Annotated in this window: 14 protein-coding genes; 7 read left to right on the top strand and 7 right to left on the bottom strand. The window is 70.4% G+C overall.

Going from position 1 to position 16207, the window contains the following annotated elements; all coding sequences use genetic code 11:
• Nucleotides 1–86 precede the first annotated feature (86 nt).
• From V8201_RS06700 to V8201_RS06680, 5 genes are read left to right on the top strand one after another with little or no spacing between them, the layout of a single operon-like run.
• On the top strand, nt 87–1256 hold the full coding sequence (locus V8201_RS06700; RefSeq protein WP_037530609.1) for an acyl-CoA dehydrogenase family protein: 1170 nt from the start codon (nt 87–89) through the stop codon (nt 1254–1256).
• Nucleotides 1253–2848 (top strand): carboxyl transferase domain-containing protein, encoded by a 1596-nt coding sequence (locus tag V8201_RS06695; RefSeq protein ID WP_336544798.1) that lies wholly within the window; start codon nt 1253–1255, stop codon nt 2846–2848. Before V8201_RS06700 ends, V8201_RS06695 begins: the two co-directional genes overlap by 4 nt.
• Nucleotides 2849–2853: 5 nt before the next feature.
• Nucleotides 2854–4701, top strand: a complete 1848-nt coding sequence (locus tag V8201_RS06690) for an acetyl/propionyl/methylcrotonyl-CoA carboxylase subunit alpha (RefSeq protein ID WP_336544797.1) — start codon at nt 2854–2856, stop codon at nt 4699–4701.
• A complete protein-coding gene (locus V8201_RS06685; RefSeq protein WP_037530607.1) occupies nt 4701–5153 on the top strand; it encodes a MaoC family dehydratase in 453 nt (150 codons plus the stop codon). The genes V8201_RS06690 and V8201_RS06685 overlap by 1 nt, the downstream gene beginning before the upstream one ends.
• The gene (locus tag V8201_RS06680; protein WP_336544796.1) at nt 5150–6010 is read left to right on the top strand and encodes an HpcH/HpaI aldolase/citrate lyase family protein; all 861 of its coding nucleotides are present in this window, start codon (nt 5150–5152) and stop codon (nt 6008–6010) included. The genes V8201_RS06685 and V8201_RS06680 overlap by 4 nt, the downstream gene beginning before the upstream one ends.
• A 39-nt stretch (nt 6011–6049) precedes the next feature.
• Here V8201_RS06680 and V8201_RS06675 read toward each other — a convergent pair whose 3' ends face one another.
• The 6 genes from V8201_RS06675 to V8201_RS06650 all read right to left on the bottom strand — a co-directional run bounded on the left by V8201_RS06675 (nt 6050) and on the right by V8201_RS06650 (nt 12025).
• Complete coding sequence (locus V8201_RS06675) at nt 6050–6361, bottom strand: (R)-mandelonitrile lyase (RefSeq protein ID WP_336544795.1); 312 nt, start codon at nt 6359–6361, stop codon at nt 6050–6052.
• 134 nt (nt 6362–6495) lie between these two features.
• The gene (locus V8201_RS06670; RefSeq protein WP_336544794.1) at nt 6496–8877 is read right to left on the bottom strand and encodes a TonB-dependent receptor; all 2382 of its coding nucleotides are present in this window, start codon (nt 8875–8877) and stop codon (nt 6496–6498) included.
• A complete protein-coding gene (locus V8201_RS06665; protein WP_336544793.1) occupies nt 8831–9784 on the bottom strand; it encodes a FecR family protein in 954 nt (317 codons plus the stop codon). The genes V8201_RS06670 and V8201_RS06665 overlap by 47 nt, the downstream gene beginning before the upstream one ends.
• Nucleotides 9781–10287 carry an RNA polymerase sigma factor gene (locus V8201_RS06660; protein WP_336544918.1) on the bottom strand — a complete coding sequence of 169 codons (507 nt, stop codon included), beginning with the start codon at nt 10285–10287 and terminating at the stop codon, nt 9781–9783. The genes V8201_RS06665 and V8201_RS06660 overlap by 4 nt, the downstream gene beginning before the upstream one ends.
• Nucleotides 10288–10350: 63 nt before the next feature.
• Complete coding sequence (locus V8201_RS06655) at nt 10351–11154, bottom strand: ChbG/HpnK family deacetylase (RefSeq protein ID WP_037530601.1); 804 nt, start codon at nt 11152–11154, stop codon at nt 10351–10353.
• Nucleotides 11147–12025: a glycosyltransferase family 2 protein gene (locus V8201_RS06650; RefSeq protein ID WP_081792827.1), complete on the bottom strand. Its 879-nt coding sequence runs from the start codon at nt 12023–12025 to the stop codon at nt 11147–11149. Before V8201_RS06650 ends, V8201_RS06655 begins: the two co-directional genes overlap by 8 nt.
• Nucleotides 12026–12310: 285 nt before the next feature.
• Between V8201_RS06650 and V8201_RS06645 the strand changes: the two genes are divergently transcribed.
• A complete protein-coding gene (locus V8201_RS06645) occupies nt 12311–13747 on the top strand; it encodes a glycosyltransferase family protein (protein ID WP_336544792.1) in 1437 nt (478 codons plus the stop codon).
• Nucleotides 13748–13790: 43 nt separating this feature from the next.
• Nucleotides 13791–15230 carry a cysteine--tRNA ligase gene (cysS, locus tag V8201_RS06640; protein WP_037530599.1) on the top strand — a complete coding sequence of 480 codons (1440 nt, stop codon included), beginning with the start codon at nt 13791–13793 and terminating at the stop codon, nt 15228–15230.
• On the opposite strand, the gene V8201_RS06635 is transcribed toward cysS, so the two are convergent.
• The gene (locus V8201_RS06635; RefSeq protein WP_271300520.1) at nt 15227–16207 is read right to left on the bottom strand and encodes a M48 family metallopeptidase; all 981 of its coding nucleotides are present in this window, start codon (nt 16205–16207) and stop codon (nt 15227–15229) included. The genes cysS and V8201_RS06635 overlap by 4 nt on opposite strands.

Genomic DNA, 16207 nt, shown 5'->3' with positions numbered 1-16207 from the left:
ATAGCGCGCCTTGCCGCCGCTGACTTTGAAATTTCCATCCTCGATCCGAATGCCTAAAAGACCAGCAAAACATGTTGGAGAGCAGGATGGCTGAGCTGGATTTCGCCCTGGGCGAGATGGCCGATACGATTCGTGAGACGACGCGCCGCTTCGCGCTCGACCGGATCGCGCCGATCGCTGCCGCGGTCGATGCCGAGGATCGCTTCGCACGCGAACTGTGGCCCGAGATGGGTGCGCTCGGCCTGCACGGCATCACCGTCGAGGAAGCGGACGGCGGGCTCGGCCTCGGCTATCTCGAACATCTCGTCGCCTGCGAGGAGATCAGCCGCGTTTCCGCCGCGATCGGGCTCAGCTATGGCGCGCACTCCAATCTCTGCGTCAACCAGATCCGCCGCTGGGGCAACGCCGAGCAGAAGGCGAAGTATCTGCCCAAGCTCATCTCCGGCGACCATGTCGGCAGCCTCGCCATGTCGGAGGCGGGCGCGGGATCGGACGTCGTGTCGATGAAGCTGCGCGCCGACAAGGTCGATGGCGGCTGGCGGCTCAACGGCACCAAATTCTGGATCACCAACGCCGCTTATGCGGATACGCTGGTCGTCTACGCCAAGACGATCCCCGACGGCGGGTCGAAGGGCATCACCGCCTTCCTGATCGAGAAGGACTTCGCCGGCTTCTCCATCGGGCAGAAGATCGACAAGGTCGGCATGCGCGGCTCGCCCACCGCCGAACTGGTGTTCGACGATTGTTTCGTGCCCGACGCGCAGGTGATGGGGCCGCTCAATGGCGGCGTGAAGGTGCTGATGTCGGGACTCGATTACGAGCGCGTCGTGCTATCGGGCATCCAGCTCGGCATCATGCAGGCGTGCCTCGACGTCGTATTGCCCTATGTCCGCGAACGCCGGCAGTTCGGCCGGCCGATCGGCGAGTTCCAGCTGATGCAGGCCAAGGTCGCCGACATGTATGTCGCGCTCAACGCGGCGCGCGCCTATGTCTATGCGGTCGCCAAGGCGTGCGACGCGGGGCAGACGACGCGCTTCGACGCGGCGGGCTGCATCCTGCTCGCCTCGGAAAGCGCGGTGAAGGTGGCCGGCGAGGCGATCCAGGCGCTGGGCGGCGCGGGCTATACCAAGGACTGGCCGGTCGAACGCTATTGGCGCGACGCCAAGTTGCTCGACATCGGCGCCGGCACCAACGAGGTCCGCCGCATGCTGATCGGCCGCGAGCTGATCGGCCATGACGCGCCGCGCGCGCAATGACGACGCTGCGTACCGCTATCGACGCGACCTCGGCCGAGTTCACCGCCAACGCCGCGCACAATCGCGCACTCGCCGACACGCTGCGCGACCGGATCGCGGCGAGCGCGCTCGGCGGATCGGAGCAGCATCGCGCCCGCCATGTCGCGCGCGGCAAGCTGCTGCCGCGCGATCGCGTCGAGCGGCTGCTCGATCCCGGCTCGCCGTTCCTCGAGATCGGCGCGCTGGCGGCGAACGGCATGTACGACGATGCCGCGCCCGGCGCCGGGATGATCGCCGGCATCGGCCGCGTCTCGGGCCGCGAATGCCTGATCATCGCCAACGATCCGACGGTGAAGGGCGGCGCCTATTTCCCGATGACGGTCAAGAAGCACCTGCGCGCGCAGGAGATCGCGCGCGAGAACCGCTTGCCGTGCATCTATCTGGTCGATTCGGGCGGCGCCAATCTGCCGCATCAGGCGGAAGTCTTCCCCGACCGCGATCATTTCGGCCGCATCTTCTTCAACCAGGCGCAGATGTCGGCGGAGGGGATCGCGCAGATCGCCTGCGTGATGGGCAGCTGCACCGCCGGCGGCGCCTATGTTCCCGCCATGTCGGACGAGACGGTGATCGTCCGCAACCAGGGCACGATCTTCCTCGCCGGCCCGCCGCTGGTCAAGGCCGCGACCGGCGAGGTGATCTCGGCGGAGGAACTGGGCGGCGCCGAGACGCATGCGCGCAAGTCGGGCGTGGTCGATCACGTCGCGGAGAACGACGAACACGCGCTGCTGATCGTCCGGGACATCGTCGCGACGCTCAACCGGCCCAAGGCGGTCGACATCGAAGTCACCGATCCCCGCCCGCCGCTGCTCGACGCGCAGGACCTCTACGGACTCGTGCCGCAGGACGTGCGCGCGCCCTATGACGTGCATGAGGTGATCGGGCGGATCGTCGACGGCTCCGACTTCCACGAATTCAAGCCACTGTACGGCACCACGCTCGTCTGCGGCTTCGCGCGCATCTGGGGCATGCCGGTGGCGATCCTCGCCAATAACGGCGTGCTCTTCTCGGAGAGCGCGCTCAAGGGCGCGCATTTCATCGAGCTCGCCTGCCAGCGCCGCGTCCCGCTGCTGTTTCTCCAGAATATCTCGGGCTTCATGGTCGGCGGCCGATATGAGGCGGAGGGGATCGCCAAGAACGGCGCCAAGCTCGTCACCGCGGTCGCCACCGCCTCGGTGCCGAAGATCACGTTGTTGATCGGCGGCAGCTTCGGCGCGGGCAATTACGGCATGTGCGGCCGCGCCTATTCGCCGCGCTTCCTGTTCAGCTGGCCCAATGCGCGCATCTCGGTGATGGGCGGCGAACAGGCGGCGAGCGTGCTCGCCACCGTCCACCGCGACGCCGACGGCTGGACGCCCGAACAGGCCGAGGCGTTCAAGGCGCCGATCCGCCAGAAATACGAAGACGAGGGCAACCCCTATTACGCGACCGCGCGGCTGTGGGACGATGGCATCATCGATCCGGTGCAGACGCGCGAGGTGCTCGGCCTCGCCTTCTCCGCGGCGCTCAACGCGCCGACCCCCCAGTCGCCGTCGTTCGGCGTGTTCCGGATGTGATGGCCATGATCGACAGCCTGCTCATCGCCAATCGCGGCGAGATCGCCCGCCGCATCATCCGCACCGCGCGGGCGCTCGGCATCCGCACCATCGCGGTCCATTCCGATGTCGACGCCGCCATGCCCTTCGTCCGTGAGGCCGACGCGGCGGTGTGCATCGGCACCGCGCCCGCCGCCGACAGCTATCTGCGCCAGGACCGCATCCTCGCCGCGGCGCGCGAGACGGGCGCAAGCGCGATCCACCCCGGCTACGGCTTCCTGTCGGAGAACGCCGACTTCGCCGAGGCGGTGATCGCCGCCGGGCTGATCTGGGTCGGCGCGCCGCCGGCGAGCATCCGCGCGATGGGCCTCAAGGACGCCGCCAAGCAGCGGATGATCGCCGCGGGCGTACCGGTCACCCCCGGTTATCTCGGCGACGATCAATCCCCCGCCCGGCTGCAGGCGGAGGCCGATGCGATCGGCTATCCCGTGCTCATCAAGGCGGTCGCCGGCGGCGGCGGCAAGGGCATGCGCAAGGTCGATGCGCGCGAGGAGTTCGCCGAGCTGCTCGCCAGTTGCCGGCGCGAGGCCGCCGCCTCGTTCGGCAACACGCAGGTGCTGATCGAGAAATACATCCTGTCGCCGCGCCATATCGAGGTGCAGGTGTTCGGCGACCGCCACGGCCAGGTCGTCCATCTGTTCGAGCGTGATTGCTCGCTCCAGCGCCGCCACCAGAAGGTGATCGAGGAGGCCCCTGCCCCCGGCATGGACGCCGCGACGCGCGCCGCGGTGTGCGACGCCGCGGTCAAGGCGGCGCGCGCGGTCGACTATGTCGGCGCGGGGACGATCGAGTTCATCGCCGACGGCTCCGAAGGCCTGCGCGCCGATCGCATCTGGTTCATGGAGATGAACACCCGGCTGCAGGTCGAGCATCCCGTCACCGAAGCGATCACCGGACAGGATCTGGTCGAATGGCAGTTGCGCGTCGCCGCGGGCGAGCCGCTGCCGCGCCGGCAGGAGGATCTCGCCATCCACGGCTGGGCGATGGAGGCGCGGCTCTATGCCGAAAATCCGGCGAGCGGCTTCCTCCCCTCGACCGGCCCGCTCGACCGGCTGCACTTCCCGCCCGGGGTGCGGGTCGACAGCGGCGTCGAGCAGGGCGGCGCGGTGACGCCTTATTACGACCCGATGATCGCCAAGCTGATCGTCCACGGCACCACCCGGCGCGAGGCGGCGGCGAAGCTTGCCGCGGCGGCACGGGATACGCAGGTATGGCCGGTGAAGACCAACGCCGCCTTCCTCGCCCGCGCGGCGGCGCATCCCGCCTTCGTCGCCGGCGCGGTCGATACCGGCTTCATCGAACGCCATGGCGACGATCTGATCCCCGCTGCCGACCCCTCTCCCGCCGTGCTCGCCGCAGCGGCGGCGGCGCTGCTGCCCGAGGGACGCGATCCGTGGGTCGGGCTGCGCGGCTTCCGGGTCAACCGGACGCCGGTGACATCGGTCGCGGTCGCGGTGGCGGGCAGCACGCATCTCGTCGCGCAGCCGCGCGCCGCGGGCCACAATCAGGACGGCGTGCTGTTCCTCGACGGCGAGGCATGGCCGTTCGGCCCGCCCCGCGCCGATATGCTCGCCGGCGGCAGCGAGGGCGACGGCGCGATCCTCTCGCCGATGCCGGGCCGGGTGATCGCGGTGCTCATCGCCCCCGGTCAGGCGGTGACGCGCGGTGAACGGCTGCTGGTGCTCGAGGCGATGAAGATGGAGCAGGCACTGGTCGCGCCGTTCGACGGCCGCGTCGCCGAACTCAAGGTCGCCGAGGGCGCGCAGGTGCCCGAAGGCACCCTGCTCGCCCGCATCGCGACGGGAGAGGAATGATGGCAGGACGCGCCTACGACGCCTGGCAGGTCGGCGACCGGATCGCCCACGACATCCGCCGTACCGTCACCGAGACGGACAATCTGCTCTTCTCGACGATGACGCACAATCCGCAGCCGCTGCACATCGATGCCGAGGCGGCGCGGGCGAGCGAGTTCGGCCAGATCCTCGTCAACGGCACCTTCACCTTCGCGCTGATGATCGGCCTGTCGGTCGGCGACACAACGCTCGGCACGCTCGTCGCCAATCTCGGCTATGACAGACTGGTGATGCCGAAGCCGGTCTTCCTCGGCGACACGCTGCGCGCCGAGACCGAGGTGGTGGCGCTCAAGGACAGCCGCTCGCGGCCCGATGCCGGGATCGTCACCTTCGCGCACCGGATGCGCAACCAGCGCGATGAGATCGTCTGCGAATGCCTGCGCACCGCCCTGCTCAAACGGTCGGCGGCATGAGGCTGCGCTCGCTGCTGTTCGTGCCGGGCGACCGGCCGGAGCGGTTCGCCAAGGCCGAGGCGAGCGGCGCCGACGCGCTGATCCTCGATTTCGAAGATGCGGTGGCGGCGGCGGCCAAGCCCGCGGCGCGCGCGGCGGTGGCGGCGCGGCTGGGCGAGCCGCGCGGATCGGTACGGCTGTTCGTCCGGATCAACCCGCTCGATGGCGGCTTCGTCGCCGACGATCTCGCCGCCCTGCGCGGCCTCGCCCCCGATGCGATCGTCCTGCCCAAGGCGGAGGGCGCCGCGAGCCTGACCGAGCTTGCGCAACGGCTGGCCGCGGTCGGGATCGCCGCACCGGTGCTGCCGATCGCCACCGAAACCCCCGCGGCGATCTTCGCGCTCGGGAGTTACGCGCAGGCAGAGGTCCCGCTCGCCGGCCTCACCTGGGGGGCGGAAGACCTGCCTGCGGCGATCGGCGCGACGACCAGCCGCGAGGACGACGGCCGCTACACGCCGCCCTATGAGATGGCGCGATCCCTGACCCTGTTCGCCGCGCATGCCGCGGGGGTGGCGGCGATCGACACCGTCTATCCCGCGTTCCGCGACCTCGACGGGCTTGCCGCTTATGCCGCCCGCGCGGCGCGCGACGGCTTCACCGGGATGATGGCGATCCACCCGGCGCAGGTCGCCGCGATCAACGCCGCCTTCACCCCGACCGAAACGCAGATCGCCGCGGCCCGCCGCATCACTGCCGCCTTCGCCGCGGCGCCCGACGCCGGTGCGCTGCAGGTCGACGGCCGGATGGTGGATGCGCCTCATCTGAAACAGGCGCAGCGGCTCATCGCCCGTGCCGGAGCAGATGCCGCGGCAGACTAGAGGCTGCCGGCGAAGATCCTCCGGCGGCAAGGCGAACGATCAGTCGCGATAGTCCGTATCGGTGACCGGATCGAGCCACGTCACTGCGGAGCCATCGATGCTCTCGGTCATCGCGATATGACTCATCCCCGTCGTCGCGGTGGCGCCGTGCCAGTGGCGCTCGCCAGCGTCAAAGACGATCGTATCGCCCCGCAGGATCTCTTCACGTGGACGGCCCTCGCGCTGCGCCCAGCCCCTGCCCGCGGTGACGATGATCGTCTGGCCGGCGGGATGTGTGTGCCAGACGGTGCGCGCGCCGGGCGCGAAGGTGACGAGCACGGAGCCGGCCCGGCCGATTGGCCGCGACGACATTGTCGAGGCGCACGTCGCCGGTGAACCATCCCGGCGTCTTGCCGGGCATCGCCGGCGTGGTCGCATTGCGGATGATCGTCATCGCCACATCTCCTCGTGTCCGCCAGCGCCCAGCGGGTGCGGAAGCTCGCGTATCACCACGCCACCGACACGCCGAGCCGGGCATTGCGCGGCCGCAGCGGCGTCACCTGGTTGCGCGCGGCGAGGCCGAACGGATTGCCGAAGGCGAAGCGATTGGCGGCGGCGTTGGTCACATTGTCGAGCCCCAGCGTCACGTCGACCCTGCGCCAGCGCAGCCCCGCCGAGGCGCCGAGCGTTACATAGCGTCCCTGGCTGACGTCGAGCAGGTCGCCGGTGCCGAGCACCGAGCGCCCGATATAGTCGAACGTCACGCCGACGCGCGGCTCGACCGGCTGGCCGCTCTCCCAGCCATAATCGACCGCGGCATGGCCGGCGAAGGGCGGGGTTTCGGGCAGGCGGCGATTGTCCTCGCGCGACTGGTCGGCGACCGGTCCGCGCACGCGGTTGTAGGTATAGAGCGCCGACGCCGCGACGCTGAGCCCGACCACCGGCACCCAGTCGATCGCCGCCTCCAGCGTCTGGATATTGGCGTCGCCGAGATTGGTGGTGAACGGCTGCCCGCGCCGGTTGAGCAGATCGGCCTGGATGCCGCGCCAGCGCGCGGTCGCGGCGCTCACCGACAGGCCGAGCCCGGTCGTGCCGCTGCGCACTCGGCGCAGGCCGACCTCGCCCACCGCGATCGAATCGGGGGCGAAATTGGCGACGCGGCCGATCCCCTGCGCGACCGCGAGGCCGCCGGTCCGGAAACCGGTCTGATAGCGCGCGAACAGCGCGACATCGGGCGCGAGGCGATAGGATAACGCCAGCGTCGGATCGATCCGCTGGGTCGAACGCCCCTTGATGTACGCGTTCGGCCGCCGCGTCGCCGAGGGTTCGCCATCGACGCGCGCGCTGGTGAAACGGCCGCCCACCGTCATCGATAGCGCCGGGGCTACCGCCAGCGTCGTCTCGCCGAATGCCGAGGCGGCGCGGGTGACGTTGGTGACGCCGACGATATCCATCGGATTGCCCGGGCCGCCGAGCGCGCGCGACAGGACCGAATTGTCGCTGACCAACGTCACCCCGGCAAGCCAGGACGGACCGCCCGGTATCGATCGCGACAGGCGCAATTCCTGCGACAGCAGCAGCTTGTCGTTGTCGACCGTATAGATCGCCGGCCGGCTGCTGCCGCGCGGCGTCGCATCGAACAGCTCGCGGGTATGGTAATCCGCCACCCCGGTCGCCGAGACGAGCCGGAGGCCGCTGTCCCAATCTTTGCTGACGACGACGCGGCCGAACAGGAAGCGGTTGCGATAGGGCTGCGCCAGCCGGCTGCTGCGCCGGTAGCTGTCGCGCGTCTCGGCATATTGGCCGTCGGCGGCTTCGATCCGCTGGCCGGCGCCGCTGACGTCGATCCGCCAGCCGGGGCCGGGCTGCACCCGCAGCGCGACGCGCCCGCCGATCGTATCGACGCGATTGACCGCTCTCCCACGCACCGGATCGTCGATATAGCCGCCGTCGCGCACGCCATAGGCGACGCCGCGCAGCGCCAGCCGCTCGTCGAGCAGCGGCAGGTTGAGCATCCCCGACAGGTCGAAACCCGCCGCACCGCCCTGCGTCGCGGTGACGCCGCCGCCCGCCGCCGCCGCGACGCGATCGAGCACCGGCGCGTTCGAGGTCAGCCGCAGCACGCCGCCGATCGCGCCGGCGCCGTACAGCGTACCCTGCGGTCCCTCCATCACCTCGATCGCCTGCATGTCGTAGAGGCGCAGGCCGGGGTCCGGCCCGGAGGCGTTGAGCTGGACGTCATCGAGATAGACGCTCGCGGTCGATTGCGTCGTGCCGTTGAAGCTGCTGTCGGCGATGCCGCGGATGAACACCTTGTTGCGCCCCGCGCCGAGCTGCGTGCTCTGCAGGATCGGATCGGCGGCGGCGAGATCGCTGATCGCCGCGGCACTGCCGTTTGCCTGCGTCGCCTTGCCGATCAGCGTCAGGCTGCCGGGATAGCGGAGCAGCGGTACGCGCTGCTTGCTCGCGGTGACGATGATATCCGCCGGGGCGGCCTCGGCACGTGGCGGCGGCGCGGCGCGCGGGTGCGGCGGCGGCAGGCGTTTGCGCGGCGCGGCGACGATGCGATAGCCGCCGTGCGCGAATGCGATCGCGCGATAGCCGCTGCCGGCGAGCAAGGTGTCGAGCGCGGCGGCGACCGTCATCGTGCCGCGCAGCGGGCGGGAGCGGACGGCACGCAGGCCGCTTTCGGTGCTGGCGATCTCCACCCCGCTGGTCCGCGCCAGCGTCAGCAGGGCGGCGTCGAGCGTGGTGGCGGGGATGGTGACGGCGATCACCCGGTCGCGCGCCTGCGCCGCCGCCGGCAGGCAGACGGCGACAAGGATCAGCGCTCGTAACAGTTCAGGGCGTTGCGGCGTCGCGCTGCGCCAAAACCCAGCCTTCGCCATTACGCCGCCATGTTGCCCCGATCAGATCGGCCAGATGCGGAACGTCGCGATCGGCAGCGCCTGTAACGTGGATCATGCCGGTAAACGGCCGTTTCGACAAGTCACCGATGATGCGCAGATCGATGCCGAGCGCGCGGCGCAGGCTGGCGGCGACCTCGCCGACCGGGGTGCCGTCGAAGCTGAGATCGCCGGTGCGCCAGCCGCCGATCACCGCGGTCGGCAGGGTCGAGCGGACCAGCCGGTGGTCCGCGGCCATCGTCACCGCCTGCCCGGCCCCCAGCCGCAGCTGCGCCCCGTCCGGCTGGAAAAGCACCGATCCCTCGGCGACCGCGACCGCGATTCGCGCACCGCTGTGGACGACGTTGAAGGTCGTGCCGAGATCGCGCACCACTTGGTTGCCGGCGCGCAGTTCGAAGGGATGCGCGGCATCGTGGACGACGTGGAACAGCGCCTCGCCCGAATCGAGCGCGACCCGGCGCGGATCGTCGCCGCTGACGCGCAGCAGGCTGCCGCCGTTGAGCGCGACCTGCGTGCCGTCGGCGAGGCGGACGTCGCGGCGCTCGCCGTCGCGGGTGGCGTAGACGTGGTCGGCGGCGGCCGGCGCGAACACCGACGGCATCGTCAGCCCGAGCACGAGCGCCGCGGCGATCGCGCCGCCCCCGGCGAGCGGCCACCAGCGGCGGTGACGAGGCGCGTCGTCGTTCGCCGCGACCGGGAGCGGCGCCGGATCGGGAAAGCGGACCTCGGCGATCTGCCGGTCGAGCAGGGTGACCCGATCATAGGCCTCGGCATGCACGGGGACTTCGAGCCAGGCGACGAACGCCTCCCACTCCGTCGCCGCCATATCGGCTTGGCGCAGATGCCAGGCGATCGCCTGATCGATGATGTTCGGTGCGTCACGGCTCACAGGCGCTGCCCCCTTCCATCATCATGACGATGCGCGACCGGCATATCCGCAGCAATCGCGTTCGCCTGCGCATGAATAATCCGATAGGCGCGCTGCAACAGCTTTTCGACGCCGCTGACGCTGATCCCCAATTCCTCGGCGATCGCGCGCTGCGGCCGGTTTTCGATCCGATAGAGCCGCAATGCCGTCGCCATCCGCTCGGGCATCGCCGCGATCGCCGCCTCGATCGCGCGCAGCTGGTTGCGCATCACCAGCGTGCGTTCGGCATCGGGCAGATCGTCCGCAGCCGGCTGATCCTCCAGCCATGCCGCCTCGCGCGCGCCCCGCCGTGCCGCCGCGATCCGCCGGTCGGTGGCGAGGTTGCTGGCGACGCGGCACAGGAAGGCGACCGGCTGCGCGATCGGCTGATCGGCGAGCTGGTCGATCCGTAACCACATGTCTTGCAGCGCATCTTCCGCTTCGTCGCGGCTGCCGAGCCGCGCGGTCAGCAGCCGCGCCAGCATCGTCCGCTGTTCGAGGAAGATGGCGCGAAGTCCAGCCTCGCCCAATCTGCGTCCACGCTCCCGTCAGGCTGGAAACGCCAGCCCTTCCGCCGCCGCCATGTCCGCAATCGACCATCTCCGCAAGGCATCTGCTTCGCGCGGCCGTGCCGCCGCGATCGAATCGCCGTCGCGCTTGCCCGCGCCGGGATGGCACATCACCAGATGCATGCCCGCGGCCCGGCGCAGGAAGCGCGGGAAGAGCGTCTTGTAGTCGCTCGAAAAGTCATAATGGCCGGCGAAACTGTCGTTGCAGCGCAGCCGGTAGCGCGCCGCCGCCCGGCGCAGTCCGCGCGAATGATAGGCGCTGCCGATCGCCTTGCCGACGAAGGGGCGCGCCAGCATCGCGTCGACGCGATCGGTACAGTCGCGCAGCCAGGCATCGGGCGCGCGGCTCGCGGTTTCGAACAGGACGATGTCGCGGATGCCGGGCAGCGCATGGCTATGCTGGTGGCCGTCGACGAAGTCGGGGGCGCGGCCCATCGCCGCGGTGAAGGCGTCGAATTGCGCGGCGATCTCCGCGGCGATCTCGTCGAGCGGCAGGTTGCGCCGCGCCGCGCGGCGCGCGAGCGGATCGATCTCGGGCAGGCGACCGTCGGGGGCGAGCCGCGGCATATCGGTGAGCGGCCGCTCCTGCGTCAGCGTCAGGTGGAGGCCGATCGAAACGTGCGCGGGCAGGTCGCGAAGCAGCGCGGCATCCTCTGCCCAGCCGGGCATCAGCGTCATGCAGCTCGTCGCGTTGAGCTTGCCCAGGGCAGCGAGCTCGGCGATCGTCTCGCTGACGCCACGCGAATAGGCGAAATCGTCGGCGCAAAGAATCAGATTAGGCAAGGACCGTTCCCTCCAGATCCTGGAACGCACGCTCGCGCATCTGCACGCTGAGCAACTTGCGGCGCTGCAACCGGCGCGCCAGGAAGCGATAGAAGAACCAGCTGCCCGCGACCGGGGCGGCGGCCGAATAGACGAGCCGTTCCAGCAGCGTCCAGCGGATCGACTCCCGGTCGCGCTCGCGCGGCGAGGGCATGCACCACAGGTCGCGCGAATAGAGCATCCGCCCCTGCCGCATCGTCCGGTGGATCACCTCATGATCCTCGAGGATGAAGCCCCAGATCGCGGCGTCGAAGCCGCCCGCCGCACGCAGGGCGGCGACGTCGAAACACTGGCCCGCACCGCCGGCATGGCATTGGCGGGGCAGCAGCCGTGCCGCCGACAGGATGCGCCGCGCCTCGGCATCGCGCGCCGGCTGTTCCGCGCCCGGCGGGACGAAATAGGCGCCGGCGACGACGCAGCGGTCGCGCTGCAACAGCCGCTCGGCCTCGGCGAGATAATGCGGCGGATAGAGCGTATCGGCGTCGCAGGTCGCGACATAGCGCGTCCGTACCCAGCCGAGCCCGGTGCGCAGCGCGGTGACCTTGCCCGGCGTCGGTTCGGTGATGACCAGCGCGTCGAGCCCGTGCGCGCGCACCGCGGCGCGGGCGACATCGGCGCTGCCGTCGGTCGAGCCATTGTCGACGAGGATCATGATCACCGGCACGGTCTGCGCGGCGAGGCTGGCGATCGTCGCGGCGAGATAATCGCGCTCGTTGAAGAACGGGATCAGCACCGTCCACAGCGGCGTCGGCCGCCGATCGAGCCGCCGCGCGGCGATCGACGATCCCGCCGCGCTGCGTAGCATCGTATCATGGTCGTTGAGCAGAAACATGATGCCCCCGGCGGACGTGTCTGGCGGCATCGCGGACCGCGACGCATGCCGACGTGGTCCACCCCCCGCAGACCACGTCGGCGCCGCGCGTCGGTCGCTGCGATGCCCCGATGACAGACGACACCGATCCGCCCAAGCCACACCGGCCTATGCAAAAAAGTTCCGCATGACGCTGTGCCGGTCACGGATTATCAAGGACCGATGACCCATATGGCCCGTTTCCCGGCCGCAGCCGCGGTAGCCGGCCGATCGCCCGCGCTCCGGCGGCCCGCATTCGGGCTGTCGATGTTCGGGCAAGGCGCGGCGTTGCTGCTATGGGCGGTGATCCTGCGCTGCCGCGATTTTGGCAATCCGATCATCCATGTCGACGAGCAATATTATCTGCTGGTCGGCGACCGCCTGCTGCACGGTGCCCTGCCCTATGTCGATCTGTGGGATCGCAAGCCGCCCGGCCTGTTCCTGATCTTCGCGGCGATGCGGCTGCTGCCCGGCGACGGCATCCTCGCCTATCAGCTGGTCGCGACGCTGTTCGCGGCGGCGACCGGCTGGCTGGTGATGCGCGGCAGCCGGCGGCTCGGGGCGACGGCGACGGGCGGGTTCGTCGCGGGGCTCGCCTATGTGCTGTGGCTGTCGTTGCTCAGCGGGCGCGGCGGGCAGTCGCCGGTCTTCTACAATCTGTTCGTCGCCGGCGCGGCGGTGCTGACGTTGCGCCTGCCGCGGCTCGCCGCGGCGCAGGCGGTCGGCGCGATCGTCGCCAGCGGCTGCGTCGCCTGCCTGCTCGCCGGGCTGGCGATCCAGACCAAATATACGCCGGTCGTCGAAGGCGCCTTCTTCGGCCTCGCGCACCTCTGGTATCTTTATCGCGCGCGCGCCTCCGCGCCGGCAGTGATCGCGGCGGCGGCGGTCTGGGCGCTGCTCGGACTGCTGCCGACGCTGCTAATCGTCGGTTTCTACTGGATGCGCGGGCCGGCGGTGTTCGACGCCTTCTGGTTCGCCAATTTCGCCTCGGTCGCGCTGCGCAAGGGCTATCCCGCCGCCAAGATCGCCGCGCGGCTCGCCGGCACGACCGCGCAATTGCTGCCGCTGCTGATCGCCATCGCCGCGGTCTGGCGGATGCGGCCGCGATCCCCGGAGCGGTGGATCGCCTTCGGCTGGCTCGCCGCCGCGCTCGTCGCCTTTGCGATGATCGGCGCCTTCTTCGATCATTATGCGCTGCCGCTGCTCGTGCCGATGGCGATGCTCGCCGGCGTCGCGCTCGGCCGCTGGCGCGCCGCGCCCTGGCTGCTGCTCGGCTATGGGCTGGCGCTGTTCGTCGCGCGCGTCGCCCTGGTGCCGACCGAGGCGGACTCGGCGCGCACCGTCGCCCGGGTGATGGCGGCGAACGACCGCGGCGGCTGCCCCTATGTCTTCGCCGGCGACGCGATCCTCTACCATCTGGCCAAGGCCTGCATCCCGACCGCCTACGCCTTCCCCTCGACGCTCGCCTATGAGGCGGAACAGGGCGCAACCGGGATCGACGAGGCGCACGAGGTTGCACGCATCCTGTCGCGGCGGCCACCGGTGATCGTGACGATGGACGTGCCGATGGCGCCGTGGAACCGCGCCAGCGAGCGGATCATGGCCCGCACTCTTGCCGCCCGCTATCGCCTGGTGTCGCGCGTCCCGCGCGAGGGGGCGCATCTGCTCGTCTATCTGCGCGACGATCTGCCGCTGCGCCGGTAACCGCCCCTTGGCGGCGGCGGGGCGACCGGGCTAGAGCGGCGGCATGACGCCGCTGACGCTGTACAACAGCCTGACCCGCACCACCGAGCTGTTCGAGCCCGCCGACCCCGCCGATGTCCGCATCTATTCGTGCGGGCCGACGGTCTATCATTATGCGCATATCGGCAATCTGCGCGCCTATCTGTTCACCGACACGCTCGGCCGGGTGCTGACCTGGAAAGGCTATGGCCTCACCCATGTCATCAACATCACCGACGTCGGCCATCTGACCAGCGACGCCGATGCCGGTGACGACAAGATGGAGGCGGCGGCGCGCGCCAGCGGGCAGGACATCTGGGCGATCGCGGCGCATTATACCGCGGCGTTCAAGGCGAACCTCAAGGACCTCAACGTCCGCGACCCGGCCCGCTTCCCGCTCGCCACCGATCACGTCGGGCCGATGATCGCCTTCGGCGAGGCGATCGCCGAGCGGCATTGCTACCAGCTCGCCGACGGCCTCTATTTCGACACCAGCACCGTGCCGGATTACGGCCGGCTCGCCGGCCTCCGCGACGAGGGCCCGGTCGAGGGGCGGATCGAGACGGTCGCGGGCAAGCGCCACCCGGCCGACTTCGCGATCTGGCGGACCAGCGCGCCGGGCGAGAACCGCCAGATGGAGTGGGACAGCCCGTGGGGCCGCGGCGCGCCGGGCTGGCACCTCGAATGTTCGGTGATGAGCCGCCAGTATCTGGGCGCGCATTTCGACATCCACACCGGCGGCATCGATCATCGCGAGATCCATCATCCCAATGAGATCGCGCAGAACCAGGCCTTTTCCGGCACCGCCGACACCGGCGCGACCGTGTGGATGCACAACAATTTCCTCGTCAACCGCACCGGCAAGGTCTCCAAATCGGCGGGCGACGCGCTGATCCTGCCGGCACTGGTCGAGCGCGGCTTCCATCCGCTCGCCTATCGGCTGATGTGCCTGCAGGCGCATTATCGCAGCGAACTCGAATTCTCCTGGGAGAATCTCGCCGCCGCGCAGACCCGGCTCAAACGCTACGTCCAGACCGTGGCGGCGCTGCGCGCCCGCGGCGAGGCGAAGGGCGCCGCCGCCGCGACGCCCTATCGCGAACGGCTCGATGCGGCGCTGTCCGACGATCTCAACACGCCGCGCGCGCTGCCGGTGCTCGACGAACTGCTCGCCGACAAACGGATCAGCCCGGCAGACCGGCTGGCGGCGCTCGCCGATTTCGACGCGGTATTCGGCCTCGGGCTGACGACGCTGGCACGCGAGGATCTGCGCGTCCGGCCGGCGAGCGCCGGGATCGACGCCGCCGGGGTCGCCGCGCGGCTCGCCGAACGACGCGAGGCGCGGGCGGCCAAGGACTTCCCGCGCTCGGACGCGATCCGCGACGAACTCGCCGCATTGGGGGTGGAGGTGATGGACGGCGATCCGCTCGGCTGGGACTGGGCGATCGCGATCCCGCCCGCCGCCTAGCCGAGCGGCTGGTCGGCGGTGGCGATGATCGGCGGCACATAGGGGCGCGGCGCATCGGCGGGGATGCGCGCGATCTCCGCCTCGATCGCCTTGGCCCGGGCTGCCGAGGACGGATGCGTGCGGCTGCGGAACAGGCCGCCGTCGACGTCGCCGCCATGGTCGCGCCAGAAGCGCACCGCGCTCTGCGGATCATAGCCGGCGTTGCGCAGCAGATACATGCCGAGCAGATCGGCCTGATCCTCGGTCAGCCGGAACAGCCGGCCGTTGCGCCCGACCTCGGCGAGCAGCCCGCGCTTCACCCCCGCGGCATCGAGCCGCCGCGCATGGTGGAGGATGTTGTGCGCCAGCTCGTGCGCGACCACCACCGCCACCTCGTCGTCGCTATAGCGTTCGAAGAAGCGCACCGCGATCTGCACGATCCGCCCGTCCGCCGAGGCCTCCATGCCCGGCCCGAGCAGCACCTCGAACGCGCTGCGACAGCCCGGCGAAGCGGCGATGGTGACGCTGCGCGCCTGCCCGCCGCGGACCAGCGCGACGCGCAGCGGCCGGTCGGCGGGCAGTGAAGCGATCGTCGCGAGCGCGGCGTCGCGGGTGGCGCTCGACGTCGTCTTGCCGGCGACGGCGGCGAGCGGCTTGCCGTCGATGGCGGTGATCGAATCGCCCGGCTGGACCGCCGCCGACGCCGCGGGCGCGCCCGGCACCACCGCCTCGACCGCGACCGGCGCCTCGAACCCGAAGCTGACCCGCGCCGCGTCGCGCAAGGGCGCGTCATACTGGTCGATCGCATGGATCGCCCAGCCCGGCGTCGGTGCCAGCTCGCGGCACAGCGCGGCATTGGCGGTGGTCAGCCGATAGGCGATCCCCGCCATCCGCCCGTCGACCGCGCGGATCGCCGCAAAGGTCGCCGCAGCATCCTGCGCCATGGCCGCCGAAGGCAGCGACAATCCGAGCGCGACGCAGAACAGAGCCTTGATCAT

This window comes from Sphingomonas kyungheensis, from assembly GCF_037120395.1.
Classification (GTDB): domain Bacteria; phylum Pseudomonadota; class Alphaproteobacteria; order Sphingomonadales; family Sphingomonadaceae; genus Sphingomonas; species Sphingomonas kyungheensis.
This window is presented reverse-complemented; position numbering and strand designations above follow the sequence as displayed.

Coding starts and splice junctions, on each gene's coding strand:
- V8201_RS06660 (WP_336544918.1), bottom strand. CDS start 10,287: ATGCTGGCGCGGCTGCTGACCGCGCGGCTCGGCAGCCGCGACGAAGCG.
- V8201_RS06680 (WP_336544796.1), top strand. CDS start 5,150: ATGAGGCTGCGCTCGCTGCTGTTCGTGCCGGGCGACCGGCCGGAGCGG.
- V8201_RS06690 (WP_336544797.1), top strand. CDS start 2,854: ATGATCGACAGCCTGCTCATCGCCAATCGCGGCGAGATCGCCCGCCGC.
- V8201_RS06645 (WP_336544792.1), top strand. CDS start 12,311: ATGTTCGGGCAAGGCGCGGCGTTGCTGCTATGGGCGGTGATCCTGCGC.
- V8201_RS06670 (WP_336544794.1), bottom strand. CDS start 8,877: ATGGCGAAGGCTGGGTTTTGGCGCAGCGCGACGCCGCAACGCCCTGAA.
- V8201_RS06700 (WP_037530609.1), top strand. CDS start 87: ATGGCTGAGCTGGATTTCGCCCTGGGCGAGATGGCCGATACGATTCGT.
- V8201_RS06675 (WP_336544795.1), bottom strand. CDS start 6,361: ATGTCGTCGCGGCCAATCGGCCGGGCCGGCTCCGTGCTCGTCACCTTC.
- cysS (WP_037530599.1), top strand. CDS start 13,791: ATGACGCCGCTGACGCTGTACAACAGCCTGACCCGCACCACCGAGCTG.
- V8201_RS06695 (WP_336544798.1), top strand. CDS start 1,253: ATGACGACGCTGCGTACCGCTATCGACGCGACCTCGGCCGAGTTCACC.
- V8201_RS06635 (WP_271300520.1), bottom strand. CDS start 16,207: ATGATCAAGGCTCTGTTCTGCGTCGCGCTCGGATTGTCGCTGCCTTCG.
- V8201_RS06650 (WP_081792827.1), bottom strand. CDS start 12,025: ATGTTTCTGCTCAACGACCATGATACGATGCTACGCAGCGCGGCGGGA.
- V8201_RS06685 (WP_037530607.1), top strand. CDS start 4,701: ATGGCAGGACGCGCCTACGACGCCTGGCAGGTCGGCGACCGGATCGCC.